At 70.5% G+C, this 18,652-nt stretch carries 17 protein-coding genes; 9 read left to right on the forward strand and 8 right to left on the reverse strand.

What is annotated here, in order from left to right; genetic code table 11:
- Positions 1 to 8 precede the first annotated feature (8 nt).
- Positions 9 to 1,121, forward strand: coding sequence for an ABC transporter permease (locus ABD357_RS14685; RefSeq protein ID WP_344390369.1), 1,113 nt, complete (start codon positions 9 to 11; stop codon positions 1,119 to 1,121).
- 2 nt (positions 1,122 to 1,123) lie between these two features.
- Positions 1,124 to 2,167, forward strand: a complete 1,044-nt coding sequence (locus ABD357_RS14690; RefSeq protein ID WP_344390529.1) for an NAD(P)-dependent alcohol dehydrogenase — start codon at positions 1,124 to 1,126, stop codon at positions 2,165 to 2,167.
- Positions 2,168 to 2,434: 267 nt separating this feature from the next.
- Here ABD357_RS14690 and ABD357_RS14695 read toward each other — a convergent pair whose 3' ends face one another.
- The 3 genes from ABD357_RS14695 to ABD357_RS14705 all read right to left on the reverse strand — a co-directional run bounded on the left by ABD357_RS14695 (position 2,435) and on the right by ABD357_RS14705 (position 5,323).
- The gene (locus tag ABD357_RS14695; RefSeq protein ID WP_344390371.1) at positions 2,435 to 3,262 is read right to left on the reverse strand and encodes a ThuA domain-containing protein; all 828 of its coding nucleotides are present in this window, start codon (positions 3,260 to 3,262) and stop codon (positions 2,435 to 2,437) included.
- 3 nt (positions 3,263 to 3,265) lie between these two features.
- On the reverse strand, positions 3,266 to 4,030 hold the full coding sequence (locus tag ABD357_RS14700) for an SDR family NAD(P)-dependent oxidoreductase (protein ID WP_344390372.1): 765 nt from the start codon (positions 4,028 to 4,030) through the stop codon (positions 3,266 to 3,268).
- Between the two features lie 63 nt (positions 4,031 to 4,093).
- Positions 4,094 to 5,323, reverse strand: coding sequence for an acyl-CoA dehydrogenase family protein (locus ABD357_RS14705; protein ID WP_344390374.1), 1,230 nt, complete (start codon positions 5,321 to 5,323; stop codon positions 4,094 to 4,096).
- A gap of 196 nt (positions 5,324 to 5,519) precedes the next feature.
- Here ABD357_RS14705 and ABD357_RS14710 point away from each other — a divergent pair, with 196 nt between their 5' ends.
- The 5 genes from ABD357_RS14710 to ABD357_RS14730 all read left to right on the forward strand — a co-directional run bounded on the left by ABD357_RS14710 (position 5,520) and on the right by ABD357_RS14730 (position 11,561).
- The gene (locus ABD357_RS14710) at positions 5,520 to 7,058 is read left to right on the forward strand and encodes an AMP-binding protein (protein ID WP_344390376.1); all 1,539 of its coding nucleotides are present in this window, start codon (positions 5,520 to 5,522) and stop codon (positions 7,056 to 7,058) included.
- A gap of 47 nt (positions 7,059 to 7,105) precedes the next feature.
- Positions 7,106 to 7,711: a histidine phosphatase family protein gene (locus ABD357_RS14715; RefSeq protein ID WP_344390378.1), complete on the forward strand. Its 606-nt coding sequence runs from the start codon at positions 7,106 to 7,108 to the stop codon at positions 7,709 to 7,711.
- Between the two features lie 31 nt (positions 7,712 to 7,742).
- Complete coding sequence (locus ABD357_RS14720; protein WP_344390379.1) at positions 7,743 to 8,936, forward strand: acetyl-CoA C-acyltransferase; 1,194 nt, start codon at positions 7,743 to 7,745, stop codon at positions 8,934 to 8,936.
- 58 nt (positions 8,937 to 8,994) lie between these two features.
- Positions 8,995 to 9,954, forward strand: coding sequence for a PDR/VanB family oxidoreductase (locus tag ABD357_RS14725; protein ID WP_344390380.1), 960 nt, complete (start codon positions 8,995 to 8,997; stop codon positions 9,952 to 9,954).
- A gap of 128 nt (positions 9,955 to 10,082) precedes the next feature.
- On the forward strand, positions 10,083 to 11,561 hold the full coding sequence (locus tag ABD357_RS14730) for a glutamate-cysteine ligase family protein (protein ID WP_344390382.1): 1,479 nt from the start codon (positions 10,083 to 10,085) through the stop codon (positions 11,559 to 11,561).
- Between the two features lie 12 nt (positions 11,562 to 11,573).
- Here the strand turns inward: ABD357_RS14730 and ABD357_RS14735 are convergent, their stop codons facing one another.
- Positions 11,574 to 12,686 (reverse strand): Gfo/Idh/MocA family protein, encoded by a 1,113-nt coding sequence (locus tag ABD357_RS14735; RefSeq protein WP_344390383.1) that lies wholly within the window; start codon positions 12,684 to 12,686, stop codon positions 11,574 to 11,576.
- Complete coding sequence (locus ABD357_RS14740) at positions 12,665 to 13,366, reverse strand: ThuA domain-containing protein (RefSeq protein ID WP_344390386.1); 702 nt, start codon at positions 13,364 to 13,366, stop codon at positions 12,665 to 12,667. Before ABD357_RS14740 ends, ABD357_RS14735 begins: the two co-directional genes overlap by 22 nt.
- A 684-nt stretch (positions 13,367 to 14,050) precedes the next feature.
- Here ABD357_RS14740 and ABD357_RS14745 point away from each other — a divergent pair.
- Together ABD357_RS14745 and ABD357_RS14750 are read left to right on the forward strand one after the other, a co-directional pair.
- On the forward strand, positions 14,051 to 14,755 hold the full coding sequence (locus tag ABD357_RS14745; protein ID WP_344390388.1) for a pectate lyase family protein: 705 nt from the start codon (positions 14,051 to 14,053) through the stop codon (positions 14,753 to 14,755).
- A gap of 195 nt (positions 14,756 to 14,950) precedes the next feature.
- Entirely contained in the window at positions 14,951 to 15,514 is a 564-nt protein-coding gene (locus tag ABD357_RS14750) for a hypothetical protein (RefSeq protein ID WP_344390530.1), read from the forward strand.
- 60 nt (positions 15,515 to 15,574) lie between these two features.
- Here the strand turns inward: ABD357_RS14750 and ABD357_RS14755 are convergent, their stop codons facing one another.
- The 3 genes from ABD357_RS14755 to ABD357_RS14765 all read right to left on the reverse strand — a co-directional run bounded on the left by ABD357_RS14755 (position 15,575) and on the right by ABD357_RS14765 (position 18,610).
- Entirely contained in the window at positions 15,575 to 15,892 is a 318-nt protein-coding gene (locus ABD357_RS14755) for an antibiotic biosynthesis monooxygenase family protein (protein ID WP_344390390.1), read from the reverse strand.
- 77 nt (positions 15,893 to 15,969) lie between these two features.
- On the reverse strand, positions 15,970 to 17,322 hold the full coding sequence (locus ABD357_RS14760) for a D-arabinono-1,4-lactone oxidase (RefSeq protein WP_344390392.1): 1,353 nt from the start codon (positions 17,320 to 17,322) through the stop codon (positions 15,970 to 15,972).
- A 55-nt stretch (positions 17,323 to 17,377) separates the two neighbouring features.
- Positions 17,378 to 18,610 carry an amino acid deaminase/aldolase gene (locus ABD357_RS14765; protein ID WP_344390395.1) on the reverse strand — a complete coding sequence of 411 codons (1,233 nt, stop codon included), beginning with the start codon at positions 18,608 to 18,610 and terminating at the stop codon, positions 17,378 to 17,380.
- Positions 18,611 to 18,652 lie beyond the last annotated feature (42 nt).

Raw genomic sequence — 18,652 nt, forward strand, 5'->3', positions numbered from 1 at the left:
CGAGTGACATGACATCCACCCCGACCCGGGCGGCGGAACACCGGCCGGTCACCGACCCGGACGCCCCCGCGGCGTTCATCGCGGGGACGCCCGTCGCGCTGGGCCGGCGGGCGGCGGCCGCCCTGTCGTTCCGGAACATCGGCGCCGTCTACGTGTGGCTGCTCATCGCCGTGGTCTTCTCCGTGTGGGCGCCGGAGACGTTCCCGACCGCCACCACGGTCAAGCAGGTACTGAACGGCAACTCCGTGGCCGGACTGGTGGCGCTCAGCGTCGTCGCTCCACTGGCCGCACGCGTCTTCGACCTCTCCGTCGCCTTCACCATGTCGCTGACCAGTGTGCTGACCGCCCATTTCCTGGTCTCCGCGGGCCTCGGCCCCGGCACCGCGATCACCCTGGCGATGACGGCCGCCCTGCTGGTCGGGGTGGTCAACGGAATCGTGGTGGTGGTGCTGCGGGTCGACTCGTTCATCGCCACGCTGGCCACCGGCGCGCTGATCCAGTCCCTGATCACCATGGTGACCAACGACAGCTCGATCACCGGCCTCCAACTGCTGGCCAAGCCGTTCTCGAGCATCGCCCAGCTGGACGCCGGCGGCATCACGCTGCCCGTGCTGTATCTGCTCCTCGCTGCGATGGCCATCTGGTTCCTGCTGGAACACACCGCCACCGGCCGCCGGCTGTACGCGACCGGCTTCAACGAGAACGCGGCACGTCTGCAAGGAGTGCGCACCGGCCGGCTGCGCTTCATGACCCTGGTGACGTCCGCGCTGCTCTCCGGCTTCGCCGGGGTCGTGTTCGCGTCCTCCGTCGGATCCGGATCGCCGACCGCCGGCACGCCGTACCTGCTGTCGGCCTACGCGGCGGCCTTCGTCGGAGCGACCCAGCTGCGTGCGGGGCGCTTCAACGCCTGGGGCACAGTGATCGCCGTACTCCTGCTCGGCACCGGAATCACCGGGCTCGGCCTCGCCACCAGCGCGCAGTGGGCCACGAGCCTGTTCACCGGCTCGGTCCTCATCGTCGCGCTGGTCCTCACGGGCGGCCGGATCGCGCTACCGGCGGTTCTGCGCCGCCGGAAGCCGTCGCCCGCCGAGCCTGTAGCCAGTCCTGACAAGGAGGTCTGATGATGAAAGCGGTTCAGTACCGGACGGTGGGTGCCGGGCCCGAGGTGGTCGAGGTTCCGGTGCCCGAACCAGGCCCCGGCCAGGTGCTGTTGAAGGTGACGGCGGCAGGGCTGTGCCATTCCGACCTGGCGGTCATGAGCTGGCCCGAGGAAATCTTTCCTTACCCGCTGCCGATGACGCTCGGCCACGAGGGCGTCGGCACCGTCGCCGCTCTGGGCAGCGGTGTCACCGAGGTCGCGGAGGGCGACGAGGTGGCGGTGTACGGGCCATGGGGCTGCGGCCGCTGCCGCACCTGCGCCGAGGGCAGGGAGAACTACTGCCCGCACGCCCCCGGGCTCGGCATCATGCCGCCTGGTCTTGGCTCTCCCGGCGCCCTCGCCGAGTACATGGTCGTGGACTCGCCCCGCCACCTGGTGCCGTTGGACGGACTGGACCCGGTGCAGGCGGCACCGCTCACCGACGCCGGGCTGACGCCGTATCACGCGATCAGGCAGGCGCTGCCGAAGCTGGTGCCCGGCAGTACGGCGGTGGTGATCGGTGTCGGAGGGCTGGGCCATCTCGCCGTGCAGCTGCTGCGCGCGCTGACGTCGGCACGGGTGGTCGCTCTCGATGTGAGCAAGGAGAAGCTGGAGCTGGCGCGCACGGTGGGCGCCCACGAGACGCTGCTCTCCGACGGTGAGGCGGCGACACGGGTACGGGAGCTGACCGGCGGCACCGGGGCGGAGGTCGTGCTGGACTTCGTGGGCGCCGAGGCGACCTTGGCGGTCGCCGCCGCGTCGGTGGCGGTGGCGGGTGATGTGACCGTCGTCGGCATCGGGGGTGGGACTCTGGCGGTCGGCTTCGGTGGGGGGCTGCCGTTCGGGGTGTCCGCGTCGGCGCCCTACTGGGGGAGCCGGGTGGAGCTCGTCGACGTTGTCGGGCTCGCGCGGCAGGGGCTCGTCTCCTCCCACGTCGAGACGTTCTCGATCGAGGAGGCCCTGTCGGCGTACGAGCGCTTGCATGCCGGGGATATCAACGGCCGTGCGGTGGTGCTGCCGCACGGGTGAGGTGGGGCGGACGTGGGGTGGGTTTCGCCCCCGCCGCCCCTACCCGTCCCATCCTTCTGGGGCTCCGCCCCGGACCCCGTTTCGGGGGCCGGCCCCCGAACCCCCGCTCCTCAATCGCCGGAGGGGCTGATTTTGCGCGGACCTGGGCTGATTTCTGCAGCTGAAGTTCCGCTGCCCAGGCGGAACTTTGCAGCCCGGGCCCGCATCAATCAGCCCGTCTGGGGGCACCTCCCAGCGGTAGCTGGGGGAGCTTGAGGACGAGGCCGTTCAGGCCGAAAGCGGGGGTCTGGGGGCGGCCGCCCCCAGGGACGGGACGGGTAGGGGCGGCGGGGGCGAAACCACCCTCTCCACACACCGCCGCAACACCGTCACGAACTCCGGCGTCTCCCAAGGCCCCCGGTCCACCCGCCCGGTGTCATCCACACCGAGGTCCTGCACGTCATACCGCCCCCGGCAGTGCCCAAGGGTGAAGCAGCACACCTCCCCGAAGCCGTGCCGCTTCAGATACAGCACAGGCCGCGGCGCGTCGTCGATCGCCGCCGTGTCGCCCTCGGCGAAACCTCGGCATGGCCCCGTGTACTCGGCGTGCAGCAGCACCTCCAGCTCCCCGTGCAGTTCGCAGACGTACAGCTCGTCGGTGACCGTGAACGGCTCGATCCCGGCGACCAGCGGGTGGCCGGGCCGGGTGACCTGGACCTCGTACGGCTCGATCGGCGGGTGGGCGACAAACTGGCTGCCCAGCACCTCGGCGAGCTCCCCGAGGAGGCGCGGGGTGGTGAACACCCGCGGCCCGCCGGGGGCCGGCGCCTCGATGACCGCGTTGGTGCCGTGCAGGGCGAGCCAGCGCCCGCCCCGCTCGACGAACCGGGCCAGCGCGGCCCGCTCGGCCGCGCGGGGCCGCACGTCACAGGTGTACGTGACCAGCAGGTCGGCCTTCTCCAGCTCGGCCACGCAGTCGTAGTCCTGGTGGACCGTCGTACGCACCTGGGGATGCTCGCCGAGCAGGTCCAGCAGCCGCAGCCGCGCATAGTCGAAGTCGTGCCATTTGCCGCCGCAGACCAGTACGGCGTCCAGGCGGCCGGCCGGGCCCGCCACGGCTCAGTACTGGACGCGGGTCAGCAGCCCGCCGTCCACCACGAGGTTGACGCCGACGCAGAAGGAGCCGGTCCGCCCGAGCAGGAACGCCACCGCCGCGGCCACGTCCTCGGCTGTGCCGTAGCGGCCGATGGGCAGCTTGGTGAGCACCTCCTCGTAGACCTCCGGACGGCTGGTGCGGATGGTCTCCCAGGCGCCGCCGGGGAAGTCGATCGGGCCGGGGGAGACCGTGTTGACGCGGATGCCCTTCGGAGCGAGGGCGTGCGCCAGGGCGGAAGCGTGCTGGACGACCGCGGCCTTCATGGCGGAGTAGGAGTTGGCTCCGGCCGGGCGGGCGGTGTCGGAGGCGTTGGTGGTGCCGATGGCGACCACGGCGGCCCGGTCGGAGACCTCCAGGTAGGGCATTGCCGCCTCGACGAGTCCGGCGAACGGGACCAGGTCACCTCGCAGGCTGGCCTCCCACGACTCGGGGCCCTTGACGTTGCCGGCCGACACGTTGGACACCAGCAGGTCCAGGCCGCCCAGTTCGCCGGCCGCCCGCTCCACGAAGCCCGCGAGCGCGGCCGGGTCGGTGACGTCGACCGGCTCGGCGAACACCGTCGCCCCCTCGCCGCGCAACTCGGCGGCCGCCTTTGCCAGGGCCTCCTCGCCCCGGGCGCACAGCGCCAGCGCGCAGCCCTCGGCGGCCAGGGTCCCCGCGGTCGCCCGCCCGATGCCGCGGCTGGCGCCGGTCACCAGTGCCTTCGCACCTGTCAGTCCCAGATCCATTGAGGTCACTCCTTTGTGATGACGTGATGACGTGATGACGTGATGGCCGTAGCGGCCGGTGTGTCAGTTGCCGGGAAGCTGCGAGAACGGCACCCGGTCCACCCGCGGTTCCGGCGGCAGTTTCAGTACGCGCTCGCCGATGAGGTTGCGCTGGATCTGGTCGGTGCCACCGGCCAGGCGGTAGCCGGGGGCGCCGAGCAGGTGCTGGGTCCAGGCGAACGTGCCCGGTTCCCCGGTGTCGGCGCTGATCCGGGCGCCCATCAGCTCGGCGGCGACCTGCCCGGTGCGACTCAGCAGGTCGGAGGCCATGAGTTTGGTCAGGGACGCCTCCGGGCCCGGCTTGTCACCGGCGGCACTCGCCCTGGCGACGCGGTCCACGGTGGCGGCACGGAGTGCGGTACGCACATACAGGTCGGCGAGCTGCTGGCGAACCAGCGGATCTCCCGTGCGGTCGAGCGAGCGCGCGAGGGCGAGCACGTCCGGGAAGGTGCCGCCCTTGCGCCGGTTGCCGCTGCCGGAGGCGGTCCGTTCGAAGGCGAGAGTGGTGGTGGCGACCTCCCAGCCCTGCCCCGGGCGCCCGATCCGCAGCCGGTCCGGAACGCGTACGCCGCTGAGGAAGACCTCGTTGAACGAGGCACCGCCGCTCATCTGACGGATGGGGCGCACCTCCACGCCGGGCGCGTCCATCGGGACCAGGAACGCGGTGATGCCGGCCTGCTTCACGACGTCCGGATCGGTGCGGGCGAGCAGTAGCCCGAAGTCGGCGAACTGGGCTCCCGAGGTCCACACCTTCTGACCGTCGATGACCCACTCCTCGCCGTCCCGCCGGGCGCGCGTACGCACCGCGGCGAGGTCGGATCCGGCACCGGGCTCGCTGAAGAGCTGGCAGGCCAGCAGGTCCGTACGCAGAAACGCCCGTGCGTACTCGTCGCGTTGCTCGGTCGTCCCGAACAGGGAGACCGACATCCCGACCAGGCGCACGGTGACGCTGATCAGCTCGGTGGAGGGCGGCACGTCGAAGGCCGACTCCTCCTGGGCGAAGGCCGCCACGTGGGCGGCGGTCAGGCCCGCGCCGCCCTTGTCCCCGGGGAGCGTCAGTGCCTGGTACCCGGCGTCGAAGCGGGCGCGCTGGTAGACGCGGCAGCGTTCCAGCAGCAGGCGTTCCTCGTCCTCGGGGAGGTTGTGGAAGACGGCGAGGTCACCGGTGGCCTCGGTTTCCCGGGCCGGTTCGAGCACGGTGGTCAGCCACTGCCGGACCTGTGTGCGCCATGCGTCCAGATCGGGCTGGGACATGGCTCCTCCTCAAGAGCAGTTACCAGATGGCGGGTTCAGTAACAGGGAGAGTTGATGCAGCCCCTTGCCCGCCGGAGCCATGGGCGGATGCTTCCGGCTCGGGTCAGAGTGTTCCGTACTTTCTTGATAAACGCTACAGTCTCGGCATTGACTCTCCCACACACCGGGAGGGGCCCGAGGAGCCGCCGGAGGAGCCATGTCTCTGCTACCACTTGACCGTCGCGCCCAGGAGACACCCCACGAGCCCGCTCTCGTCGACGATCAGGACGTGCTGACCTGGTCGGAGCTCGCCGACCAGGTCGCGCGGGTGGCGGCACGGCTGCTGGAAATCGCGCCCGGCCCCGACGACCGGGTCGCCGTCCTCGGCGACAACGCGATCCCCACCCTGGTGGCCCATCTGGCCGGACTGCGCGCCGGAGTGGGAACCGTCGCCACCTCCCGGCACCTGATGGTGGGCGAACTCGTCGACCAGATCACCGACGCGGGCGCGACCGGGATCATCTCCGGACCCGCCGGTGCGGTCGCCGCCCTGGAGGCGGCCCGCGAACTGGGCCTGCCGCTCGTGATGCACGGAACCCCGGCCATCGGGCACGCCTTCGAGTGGGACCTGTGGCTGGCAGCGGCGCCCACCGGACAGAACCTGCCCACAGGCCGGGCCGCCCGGCCGCCCCTCGTCTACACATCCGGAACCACCGGCCGGGCACGCGGCACCGAGGTGCGCTGGGTGGGCGGTCCGGTCGCCGACAGCTCCGCGTACCTGGCCGCGATGGCGGCCCGCCCCGGATTCCCGCCGGGACCGCACCTCGTGTGCGGCCCGCTGCAGCACAACGCGCCACTGACATCCCTGCGGCACCTGGTGGCCGGTCAGCAGGTGGTCGTAATCGGCGGATACGACGCGGAGGCGTTCCTGCGCCGCGTCGAGGAGTGGCGGGTCACCTCCACGGTCATGGTGCCCACCCACTTCCAACGGCTGCTCGCCCTGCCGGAAGAGGTGCGCAGCCGGTACGACGTCTCCAGCCTCCTCCAGGTCTCCCACACCGGATCTGCCTGCCCGCCGGACGTGAAGCGGGCCATGATCGAGTGGTTCGGGCCAGTGCTGACCGAGTCGTACGGCGCCAGCGAGGCGGGCACCGTGGCACGCATCAGCAGCACGGAGTGGCTGGAGCATCCCGGTTCGGTCGGGCGCGTCCAGCCCCCGTACGAGGTCCTGGTGACCGACGACGACGGCCATCCGCTGCCGCCCGGCGAGCTCGGACTACTCGCGTTCCAGGCACCGGAGGGCAGGGGGGTGCGCTACCACGCGGACCCGGACAAGACCAAGGCCGCCTATCTCGCGCCGGGCGTCTTCACGCTCGGCGACATCGGCTACGTCGACGCGAGCGGCTACATCTTCATCACCGACCGGGCCGCCGACGTCGTGGTCTCCGGCGGGGTCAATCTGTACCCGGCCGAGAGCGAGGCGGTACTGCGCCGGCACCCTGCGGTCGCCGAGATCGCGGTCATCGGTGTGCCCCACCCGGACTTCGGTGAGTCGCTGCGCGCGCTGGTCGTGGCCGCCGTGGAGGAGCCGTCGGCCGAGGAGCTGGACCGGTTCTGCCGCGAGCGGCTGGCCGCCTACAAGTGTCCCAAGTCGTACGAGTTCGTCCCGAGCCTCCTGCGCAACGCGATGGGCAAGCTCGACAAACGCGCGATGCGCCGCCCCTACTGGCGCTCCGAGCGGACCATCGCCGGCTGAGCCACGGAAGAACCCGCGCCCGCCACCCGTACATACGAAGGACCCCCATGACTGAACTTCTCCTCATCCGGCACGGTCTCCCTCTGGGGGGCGTCTACGACCCGGGGCTTTCGCCGGAGGGCACCGCCCAGGCCGAACGACTCGCGGCCTGGCTCGTGCACGAGGACGTCGACGCCCTCTACACCAGCCCCTTCCAGCGGGCCCGTGAAACGGTGGCGCCGCTGGAGCGGCTCACCGGCATGTCCGCCACCGTCCTCGAAGACCTGCGCGAGTGGGACACCGACGTCTCGCACCCCTACACGCCTCCGGAGCAGATCAACGCCGACGACCCCCGTTCGGTGGCGCTCTCCGAGGGACGGTACGAGGACTTCGTACCCGACCTGGACTGGGACGCCTTCCGTGAGCGGGCGGCGCGGGCCATGGACACCATCCTGGACGCCCACCCCGGCGGGCGGGTCGCGGTCGTGTGCCACGGCGGCATCACCAACACCTACCTGGCGACGGTGCTCGGCCTCTCCCGCATGTTCTGGTTCCACCCCGGCTACACCTCGGTCAGCCGGGTGCGACGACTGCCGGGCGGACGCATCGTTCTGCACTCGGTGAACGAGACGGCCCACATGGTCGCCGAACGCGCCGTCGACGCCGTCGTCTGACCTGTCCGCATCCCACCTGGAGGTCCCGGCCGTGCCCGGATCCGTCATCGTCGCAGGAGCCAGAACACCCATCGGCAAGCTGATGGGCGCCCTGAGCCCGCTGTCCGCCGCCGACCTCGGCGCACACGCCATCAGCGCCGCCCTGGCCGCCGTGCACCTGGACCCGGCGGCGGTGGAAGCCGTCGTCATGGGCCATGTCGTCCAGGCCGGGGCCGGTCCCAATCCGGCACGGCAGGCCGCCGTCCGCGCCGGCATTCCGTTCGCCGTACCGGCGAGCACCGTCAACAAGCTCTGCCTGTCCGGTCTGCACGCCATCGCCCTGGCCGACCTCATGATCGCCTCCGGCCGCCACGAGGTGGTCGTCGCGGGCGGGATGGAGTCCATGTCGGGGGCCCCGCACCTGCTGCGCGGATCCCGTACCGGCTGGAAGTACGGCCCGGCCGCGGTCGAGGACGCCCTCGACCGGGATGCCCTCGTCTGCGCCTTCGACGGGGTTTCCATGGGCGCGGCCACCGAGCGGTACCAGCAGCCGTTCGGCTTCACCCGTGAGGAGCAGGACGAGTACAGCGCACGATCGCACCAACTCGCCCTGCGCGCCCAGGAGTCCGGCGCGTTGGCCGAGGAGATCGCCCCGGTCACGGTGGCCGGGCGCCGGGGTGACGAGATGGTGGTGGCGGCCGACGAGGGGATACGGCCGGGGAGCACCGCGGAGAGCCTGGGGCGCCTGAGGCCCGCGTTCTCCGCCGGGGGCACCGTCACGGCGGGCAACTCCTCACAGCTCTCCGACGGCGCCGCGGCCGTCGTCGTCATGAGCGCGGAACGCGCCCGGCGGGACGGCCTGACCCCCCTCGCGGAGATCGGCGCCTACGGTACCGTCGCGGGCCCCGACCCCTCCTTGCTCGTCCAGCCGGCCGGCGCGATCCGCGACGCCCTGTCCCGGGACGGCCGGCTGAAGACCGCCGACCTGGACCTGTTCGAGATCAACGAGGCGTTCGCCGGTGTGTCCCTGGCCTCCGTGCGGGAGCTGGACATCCCGCTGGAGAAGGTGAACGTCAACGGCGGCGCGATCGCCTTGGGACACCCGGTCGGCATGACCGGGACCCGGCTGGTGCTGACCCTCGCGACAGAACTGAGGCGGCGCGGAGGCGGTACCGGAGCGGCGGCCCTGTGCGGGGGCGGCGGCCAGGGCGACGCGCTGCTGCTGCACGTACCACCGCGAGCCTGACCCGGCACCTCCCGCCCGCGTCCATCCCCACATCCGTACGAGACCAGGTTGACCCACCATGACCGACCAGCTGCCCCTGGACGAGGAGACCCTCGTCGTGGCGACCCGTACCCACGTAGCCGACGGCGTCGTCTCCCTCACCCTGCGCCGCCCGGACGGCCGTGCGCTCCCGTCCTGGACGCCGGGAGCGCACCTCGAACTGCTCCTGGACGGCGGCCTGATCCGCCAGTACTCGCTGTGCGGGGACCCCGCCGAACCGGACGCGTGGCGCATCGCCGTCCTGCGTGAGCCACAGGGCCGGGGCGGCTCCGCGTACGTCCACGACCACCTGCCGCAAGGCACCGCCGTGCGCGTCCGCGGGCCGCGGAACAACTTCCCGCTGCGGCCGGCCCCACGCCATCTGTTCATCGCCGGCGGCGTCGGCATCACACCGGTCCTGCCGATGGTCGAGGCCGCCGAGGCTGCCGGGGCCGACTGGCGTCTGCTGTACGGCGGCCGTACCCGCACCTCCATGGCGTTCCTGGACCGCCTCATGCCCTACGGGGACCGTGTGCTTCTCCGCCCACAGGACGAGTACGGCCTGCTGGACCTCGGGGCCTTCCTCGGCGCCCCCGAGGAGGGCACCCTTGTGCATGCCTGCGGCCCCGAGCCCCTGCTGCGTGCGGCGCAGGAGCAGTGCGCCGACTGGCCGGCCGGCACGCTGGGCATCGAGCGGTTCGCCCCAGTGCAGGCAGCCGAAGCCCGCCCCGCCGCGGCCTTCGAGGTGGTGCTCGCCCGCGCCGGGCTCACTCTCACCGTGCCGCCCGACCGCTCGGTGCTCGAATCTTTGGAGCAGGCAGGCGTCGACGTGGACTTCTCCTGCCGCGAAGGCACCTGCGGCACCTGCGAGACCGACGTACTCGACGGCACGCCCGACCACCGGGACTCCCTGCTCAGCGAGGACGAGCGGGCCGCCGGCGACACCATGCTCATCTGCGTCTCCCGCTCATGCGGGCCTCGCCTCGTCCTCGACCTGTGACCGGCCCGGCACCGCCTGCTCACTCGGTACTGCGGAACCGCGCTTGTGCGCTGACTGTCCGGATTCCGCCCCAAGTGCGACGCTGGGGGCACGAGAGGTATCCGCCGAGGGAACTCGGGAGGGCCACGATGGGACGTGACGTGCCGGCCCTGGTGTTCACGCGGGAAGACCGCCGTCGGTACCGGGACAAGATGCACACCTGCCTCGATGTGCTGGCGCAGATGCTGCGCGAGTCGGCCTTCGAGAGCGAGCGCCCCCGGGTCGGGCTGGAGATCGAGCTCAATCTGGTGGACGGCGACGGGCGGCCGGTGATGCGGAACACCGAGGTTCTCCAGGCGATCGCCGACCCCGCCTGGTCGAGCGAGCTGGGCCGCTTCAACCTGGAGATCAACATCCCGCCCCGGCAGCTCACCGCCGGGGGCCCAGGCGACTGGGAGCAGACGATCCGCGACGCACTCAACCACGCCGAGGAACGCGCCTCCGCCGTGGGCGCGCACCTGATCATGATCGGCATTCTGCCGACCCTGGGGGAGGCGGACGTGGGCGAGAGCGCCCTGTCCGGTGACCCGCGCTACAGGCTGCTCAACGAGCAGATCTTCGCGGCGCGGGGTGAGGACCTGCGGATCAGGGTGGACGGCGTGGAGCGCCTGTCGATGTACGCCGACGCCATCACCCCCGAGGCCGCCTGCACCAGCACCCAGTTCCACCTGCAGGTCGCCCCGAAGCAGTTCGCGCACTACTGGAACGCGGCCCAGGCCATCGCGGGCATACAGATCGCCCTGGCGGCGAACTCGCCGTTCCTGTTCGGCAGGGAGCTGTGGCGCGAGACCCGCATCCCCTTGTTCGAGCAGGCCACCGACACCCGCCCCGAGGAGATCAAGGCCCAGGGCGTACGACCCCGGGTGTGGTTCGGAGAACGGTGGATCACCAGCGTCTTCGACCTCTTCGAGGAGAACGTGCGCTACTACCCTGCACTGCTGCCCCTGTGCGACGACGAGGACCCGCAGCAGGCGCTCGGCCAAGGCAGCGTTCCGCAACTGGGGGAACTGACGCTGCACAACGGCACCATCTACCGGTGGAACCGCCCCGTCTACGCCGTCACTGACGGCCGGCCACATCTGCGCATCGAGAACCGTGTCCTGCCCGCCGGCCCCACCGTGGCCGACATCATCGCCAACGGCGCCTTCTACTACGGCCTGACCCGTGCCCTGGTCGACGAGGACCGGCCGGTGTGGACACGGATGTCCTTCGCGGTCGCCGAGGAGAATCTGCACACCGCGGCCCGCGACGGCATCGACGCCCGCCTCTACTGGCCCGGCGTCGGCGAAGTACCCGTCACGGAACTGGTGTTGCGGCGCCTGCTGCCCCTGGCCCACCGGGGCCTCGAACTGACCGGCATGGACGCGGCGTGGCGCGAGCCTCTGCTGGGGGTCATCGAGCAGCGCTGCGTCACCGCCCGCAACGGCGCCCTGTGGCAGGCGGAGACGGTCCACCACCTCGAGAAGGCCGACACCTCCGACCGATGGGAGGCGCTCAGGCAGATGACCACCACGTACATGGACTACATGCACATGAACGCACCCGCGCACACATGGCCCGTGGACTGACGCCCGCCGGCTTCACCAGGCCGCGTTTCCTCTCCACTCCTCGGCAGCCGTCAGCGGAACGGGAACGGGCGGCTCGGCCGACGTCGTCAGCTTGATCCGTCGCCCCTCGGCCGACGAGCGCAGAAGGGCACTCATCGTCTCCAGCACGTGCAGGGCGAGATCGCCGTTCGCGCGAGGCGCCCGCCGCACGTCGGCGGCGATGAAGTCGAGCAGTCCTACGCCCCGTGCGCCGCCGACGTAGCCCGCCGACGCCGGAAGCGTGCGCCACTGCGTGCCGCCGAGTTCGAAGAGCCGCACCTCGCCGTCGAAACCGTTCGGATCGGGAACTGTGAGGGTCCCCTTCTCGCCGTGGATCTCGATCGGCGCGGCCGTGGTGGCCACGCCGTCGAAGCTCGTCGTGATCGTCGTCAGGGTCCCGCCCACGTGCTCGAGCACACCGGAGACATGGCTGTCCACCTCGACCGGTATCCGCTCGCCCGCGCGCGGTCCGGAACCGATGACGCGCTCGGCGCGGAGCCGGCCGGCCGCCCCGGTCACGGCACGCACCGGACCCAGCAAGTGGACGAGTGATGCCAAGTAGTACGGGCCCATGTCCAGCAGAGGACCGCCCCCGGCGGTGTAGTAGAAGTCGGGGTGGGGGTGCCAGCGTTCGTGCCCCGGGGTGACCATGACGGCCGAGGCGAACAGAGGGCGCCCGATGCTTCCCGCCGCCACGGCCGCCCGTGCCGTCTGGATTCCGGTGCCCAGGACGGTGTCCGGAGCGCACCCCACACCGACGCCCGCCTTCGCGGCGGCCTCCATGACGGCGTGGGCGTCGGGGAGGGTCGCGGCCAGCGGCTTCTCTCCGTAGACGTTCTTGCCGTGGCCGACGGCGCCGAGGGCGATCTGGGCATGGGCCGCGGGCACGGTGAGGTTCAGCACCGTGTCCACGTCCGGGCTGCTCAGCAACTCCTCGACGGTCAGAGCCTCGACGCCGGTCAGGTCGGCGGCGACCGCGGCCGACCGGGAGGCATCGAGGTCCGCGACCGCGGTGACGCGTACGGCGGGATGGCCGATGAGCGTGTCCAGGTACGCGCGGGAGATGACCCCGAGACCCACGACGCCTATGCGGTGCGCGTCGCCCACAGCATGCCCCTCTCGATGATGGTGCGGACGTTGGGGTTCTCGAGCACGTCGAGGCTGTGCCCCGGTGTCGTCACCACGATGCGCCCGGTGCCCCACAGGCGGGTCCAGACCGCAGGCGAGCGGACCGGCCGGTGCCAGGGCTGCCACGGCCGTGCGGGATGGGTGGTGGTGGCGAGGACATCGATCAGGTCGTCGTGGAGCACCCAGTACTGCTCGGTGTGCAGTTCGAAGTTCTCGATGCCCGCGGTGATGGGGTGAGCGCGGCCGGGCTCGGTGATGTCGATGGTGTGCGGCAGGTAGTTGTCCTCAGCGTCACCCCGGCGCTCACACGGCTCCTTGCCCGGGTGGGTCGCGAACTGGCCTCCCACCAGGTGGAGATAGTCGGAGGAGGCGCGGAACGAGTCGGCGATGCCGCCGTGCCAGCCGGTGAACCCGGTGCCCGCCGCGACCGCCTCACTCAGTCCCGCGAGCTGCTCGTAGGTGATCTCCGACATCGTGATGCACTGCACGACGAGATCGGTGCCGGCCATCTCGGCGGTGTCGGCGTAGACGTCGGTCGACTCCTCGACCCGGACGGTGTATCCGTTGCTCTGCAGGAAGGGCAGGAACAGCTCCGTGGCCTCGACCGGCCGGTGCCCTTCCCACCCGCCTCTGACCACCAGGGCTTTCTTCCGCGTCATCTTGTCCCTTCATGGGGGCCGTAGAACAGCGCCATCACTATGCGTCAGCCGCCCGCGCCCTCGAAAGGGGTGTCGGACACCGCGAAAGTTTCGCAAACCGGACGGCCGCAGAGTCCGCCCGCCCGATCACGCAGTGCGACTGACCCCTCCGGAAAGCACTGACCTCGCCGGCGGCCACGTGCCGGGTTCCCATATCCCCATCTGTTGACATGCTCAAAACACCTGATTAGCATTCAGGAAATCTTGGAAAGCGCTTTCTCCCTGCTCGTGCCTCTGCATTCACACCTCCGCGCATCCGGCGCGCGGGGTGCATCTCCTGACGGGAGAGTGCCGACATGCACTCGAGGAACCGCAAGACGGCGTCGTTCCCGAAGACGTCCGCAAGGAAGCGTCCGTTACGCACCGCACGCGGCATTCCCGCTCTCGCGCTCGCCCTGTTGCTCGGCGCGACGCTGGTACCGGCAGGCAGCGGCAGTGCCACCGCGCAGACATCGAGGGCACGGGCCGAGACCTCGCCCACCGGCTTCGCCGCGGTCAACGCCCTCGGCCAGAACGGCACCACTGGCGGAGCCGGCGGTCCGACCGTCACCGCCACCAACACCGAGCAGTTCCTGGAGTACATCGACACCACGGGGGCTGGTCATCCAGGTTCAAGGCACCATCGACATCACCAGCAAGCAGGGCGTGCGCCCGAACAAGACCATCGTCGGCGTCGGTTCCTCAGCCGTCATCAACGGCGGTGGCCTGGACTTCTACCGCTCGTACAACGTCATCGTGCGGAACATCAAGTTCACAGGCGCCGAGGACGATGCCGTCAACGTGGGCCAGGAGTCGCACCACCTCTGGATCGACCACAACGAGTTCGTCGGGGCCGTCGACGGGGCGATCGACATTGTCCGGGGCTCCGAGTACGTCACCGTGTCGTGGAACTGGTTCAACAAGACCGACAAGAGCATGCTGCTCGGCCACTCCGACGGCAACAGCGGCCAGGACACCGGCAAGTTGAAGGTGTCCATCCATCACAACTTCTTCGACGGCTCGCGGCAGCGGCATCCGCGCGTACGGTTCGGCGAACCGGTGCATGTCTACAACAACTACTACAAGGGGAACGCCCTGTACGGCGTCGCCTCGACCATGAACGCGGGGGTGCTGGTCGAAGGCAACCACTTCGAAGGCGTTGGGTATCCCTGCTACTCCGCCTCCGGGTACGACGCGTCGGGGCCGGGCCGGCTGGTGCAGCGGGGCAACGTCTTCACCGGGTCCGGTACGTGCGAGACCAACGGCACCGTGACCGAGCCGCGCACCTACTACTCGTACACGCTGGAGCCGGCTGCCGACGTTCCCTCGCTCGTACGGGCCGGGGCGGGCGTCGGAAAGATCGGTGGCTGAGCGTCACGAGCCCGGCGTACGACATTCCGCCGCAGCAAGACAAACGGACCGGACTGACCTGCCGTCATCCCCACACCCGACGGCCCACCCCCACAGGAGGACCCTTCCATGAGCCGCAGACGGACGCCGGTGCCCACCGAGCGCGCATCCATACCCTGGCGTAACCCGGTGGCCGTGGCCGCACTGGCAGCCGCAATGCTGGCCGGGCCCGGCGTTGCGCAAGCCACCCCGCAAGCCGCTCCGCCAGCCGCACCGGTAGCGCAGGAACGGGTGGCGGCGGCCAGCATCACCTGGAGGCTCGAACGGGCGAGCAACCCGACCCAGGACCAGCTGGCTGCGTACGACCTCATCACGAGGGCGATGAACGCGGCGGTGGCCCGGTACAACAACCTCAGCGACCTCGGTAAGAACATCACCGTCCGCTACGACCCGGGTGTGCCCACCGCCGACGGCAACATCAACGGAACCATCCGCTTCGGCAGTCGCGCCTACATGACCGAGCGGACCGCGTTGCACGAGATCGCTCACACCATCGGCGTAGGGACGAGCTCGGGCTGGTCCCGCCTCGGCGGCAGCGGCACGTGGACCGGTGCGCAGGCCACGGCACTGGTAAGGCAGTTCGACGGTTCTGGCGCCAAACTGGCCACCGGCGGTGGCCACTTCTGGCCGTACGGCCTGAACTACGAGAACGAGTTCTCGAACACGGCGGCCGATCGTCACGTCCAGATCGTCGCCGCCATGGTCCGCGACGGTATGTGACCCGGAGGGGCGGCGCTTGGGAGCGGCCTCCGCTCCCAAGCACGTCGGTGGGAAAAACGGTCAGTCGGACTTCGGTTCAGCCTGCTGCAGGACCTCCATGGTCCACACGGTCGAACCGCTGGCAGCCGGCTTGGGCCGGTCGCTCCCGCCCTGGTGTGCTTCCTTCATCGAACCCTCCATCCAGGCCTGGAACGACTCCTCGTCGCGCCACCGGGTGTAGACGAGGTAGTTGTCCGTGCCGTCGACCGGGCGGAGGAGTTCGAACCACTCGAAGCCGTCGGCACTCTCGACGAGTCCGGCTCGCGAGGCGAAGCGCTTCTCCAGCGTCTCGCGCTGCTCGGCCGGCACGGTGAGGACGTTGATCTTGACGATGCTCATGAGTTCATCCTGCCGCACAGAACGTCAGCGATGGCGGGCGGCCCAGGCGTACGGGACCTCCAGGGCACCCGACCGGATCAGTCGCCCAACACCCGGCGCAGGTACGCGTTGCCGAAGCGCCGGTCGGGATCGAGGCGGTCGCGCAGGGCGGTGAACTCGGCGAAGCGCGGGTACGCCTTGGCGAAGTCGTCGGCGTCCCGCGTATGCAGCTTGCCCCAGTGCGGGCGGCCGTCGTGGGCGGTGAAGATGCGTTCCGCGGCAGAGAAGTACTGGTGGTACGGCGTGCCCCGGTACACATGGACGGCGATGTAGGCGCTCTCGCGGGCCGACGCCGTGGAGAGCGTGATGTCGTCGGCGGGCGCTGTGCGGACCTCCACAGGGAAGCTGATCCGTAGGTCCGAGCGGTCGACCATGGCCTTCAGTTCGCGCAGCGTCTCCACCAGGGCCTCGCGCGGGACGGCGTACTCCATCTCCGTGAAGCGCACCCGGCGCGGCGAAGTGAACACCTTGTAGGGAATGTCCGTGTACGTACGGGCGGACAGGGCCCGGCTGGAGATCTTCGCGATCGCCGGGATGGTCGCGGGCACGGTACGGCCCAGCGAATTAGCCACCTGGAACAGGCCGTTGGAGAGGAACTCGTCCTCGAACCAGCCGCTCAACCGGCCCACCGGGGCGAGCGGACCCGCGCTTCGGTTGTTGCGCTTGGTGTTGCAGTTCCCGGTGTGCGGGAACCAGTAGAACTCGAAGTGCTCGTTCTCCGCGTGGAGTTCGTCGAAGGTGGCGGTGACCTGGTCGAAGGTCATCGGTTCTTCGCGTGCCGAGAGGAGGAAGAGCGGTTCCACGGCGAAGGTGATCGCGGTGACGACTCCCAGGGCACCCAGTCCGATGCGGGCCGCCGCGAAGACCGCGCGTTCTTCGTCGGTCCCCTTCTCCGAGCAGGTGAGCAAGGAGCCGTCCGCCGTCACGAGTTCAAGGCCGCGGACCTGTGCCGCTATCGAAGCCGACTCACGGCCGGTGCCATGGGTGCCCGTACTGATCGCGCCCGAGACGGTCTGCTCCATGATGTCGCCCATGTTCGTGAGCGACAGGCCTTCCCGGGCCAGAGCCAGGTTCAGCGTCTTGAGCCGCGTACCCGCATCCACGGTCACCGTGCCGGCTGCACGGTCGATGGCACGGATGCCGGCGAGGTGGTCGAGCCGTATCAGGACGCCGTCGGTAACGGCGGCCGGGGTGAAGGAGTGGCCGCTGCCGACGGGCTTCACCGTCAGGCCGTCCTCGGCTGCCTGGCGTATGACGGCGCGGAGTTCCTCGACCGAGGTGGGAGCGATGTCGCGGACCGGGCGGGCGGTGACGTTGCCGTCCCAGTTCTGCCACACCCTCCTGCGCTCGTGCGCCTTGCTCCGGGGCGTACGGTAGCGGGTTGTCTCCACGACCTTCCTTCCTGATAGTGGCGTGACTGGCTGCGGAAATCGACGAGTTGGCGGGTCAGAGGAAGGCGTGTCCCTCGCCGCGGTACGTCGGGACCTGGTCGACGACCTCCCCGCCCGCCACCAGATGGAGCGTGTTCACGCGCTCGCACAGCTCACCTGCCTTGGCGTGCCGGAACCACACGTGGTCACCGAGCCGCAGTCCCTGTGCCGCCCTGCCGAGTACGGGTGTCTGGACTTCGCCCGCGCCCTCCATGGGGTTCATCCGCAGGCCCTGGGGCCAACTCAGGGTGGGCAGACGGTCTTTGCCGTGCGGACCGGAAGCGACCCAGCCGCCGCCGAGGACGGTGGCGATCCGGTCGGACGGGCGGCGTACGACCGACATCACGAAGAAGGCGGCGGGCCGCGGCCGGAAGTGCCGGTAGAAGTCGAACAGTCCGGGCCCGTAGAGACCGGATCCCGCACCGACCTCGGTGATCACGTGCTCGGAGGCGGTCTGCTCGATGGAGCCGGTGCCGCCGCCGTTGACGAACTCCAGTGGCTGCACGGCCTCGACGGCTGCGATGGCCGCGGCGCGCCGCTCGGCCAGCTCGCGGGCCGAGAAGCGCTGCATGGCGCGGAGCGCGGCACGCTTGAGGGGAGACCCCGGCTGGTTGTCACCGAGGCCGGCGATCTGGCCTTCGTACGACATGACGCCGGCGAGGTGGAATCCGGGCCGGTTCACGATCGCCCTGGCGAGTGCGGCTGCCTGCCCCGGGGTGTGCACGGGGGAGCGGTACGGGCCCAGGTGGAGCCGTCCACCCGCCAGTTCCAGCGAGGCGTCCAGGTCGATGCAGACGCGGAGGTCAGGTCGGCTCCCGACCAACACGGCATCCATGAAGTCGAGTTGGCCGATGGAGTCGACCATGAGCGTGATACGTGAGGCCGCGCGCTCGTCCTTCGCCAGTTGCCGCAACGCGGTGCGGTCCGTGGTCGGGTAGCCGATGACCACGTCTTCGTGCTCCCGAGCCAGCCACAGGGCTTCGGGCAGCGTGAACGCGAGAATGCCGCGGTAGCCCTCCCGGTCGAGCGCACGCCGGATCAGGTGGCGGCTGCGGACCGACTTGCTGGCCAGCCGGATGGTGGCGCGTGAACCGGTCCGTCGTGCCAGGTCGGCGGCGTTGGCGTCGAAGGCGTCCAGGTCCACCACGGCGAACGGCGGATCCAAGTGCTCGGTGGCCCGGTCGAGTTGGGCCATCCGGACCTCGTTCAGGGGGACGAGGGCGGAGGCGGCCGATGCCGTCTGCTGCATTCCAGAGGCTCCCTGCTGGCGCGGGGCTTGCGTTGCCCGGGC

The sequence above is a fragment of the Streptomyces vastus genome, assembly GCF_039532825.1.
GTDB lineage: Bacteria > Actinomycetota > Actinomycetes > Streptomycetales > Streptomycetaceae > Streptomyces > Streptomyces vastus.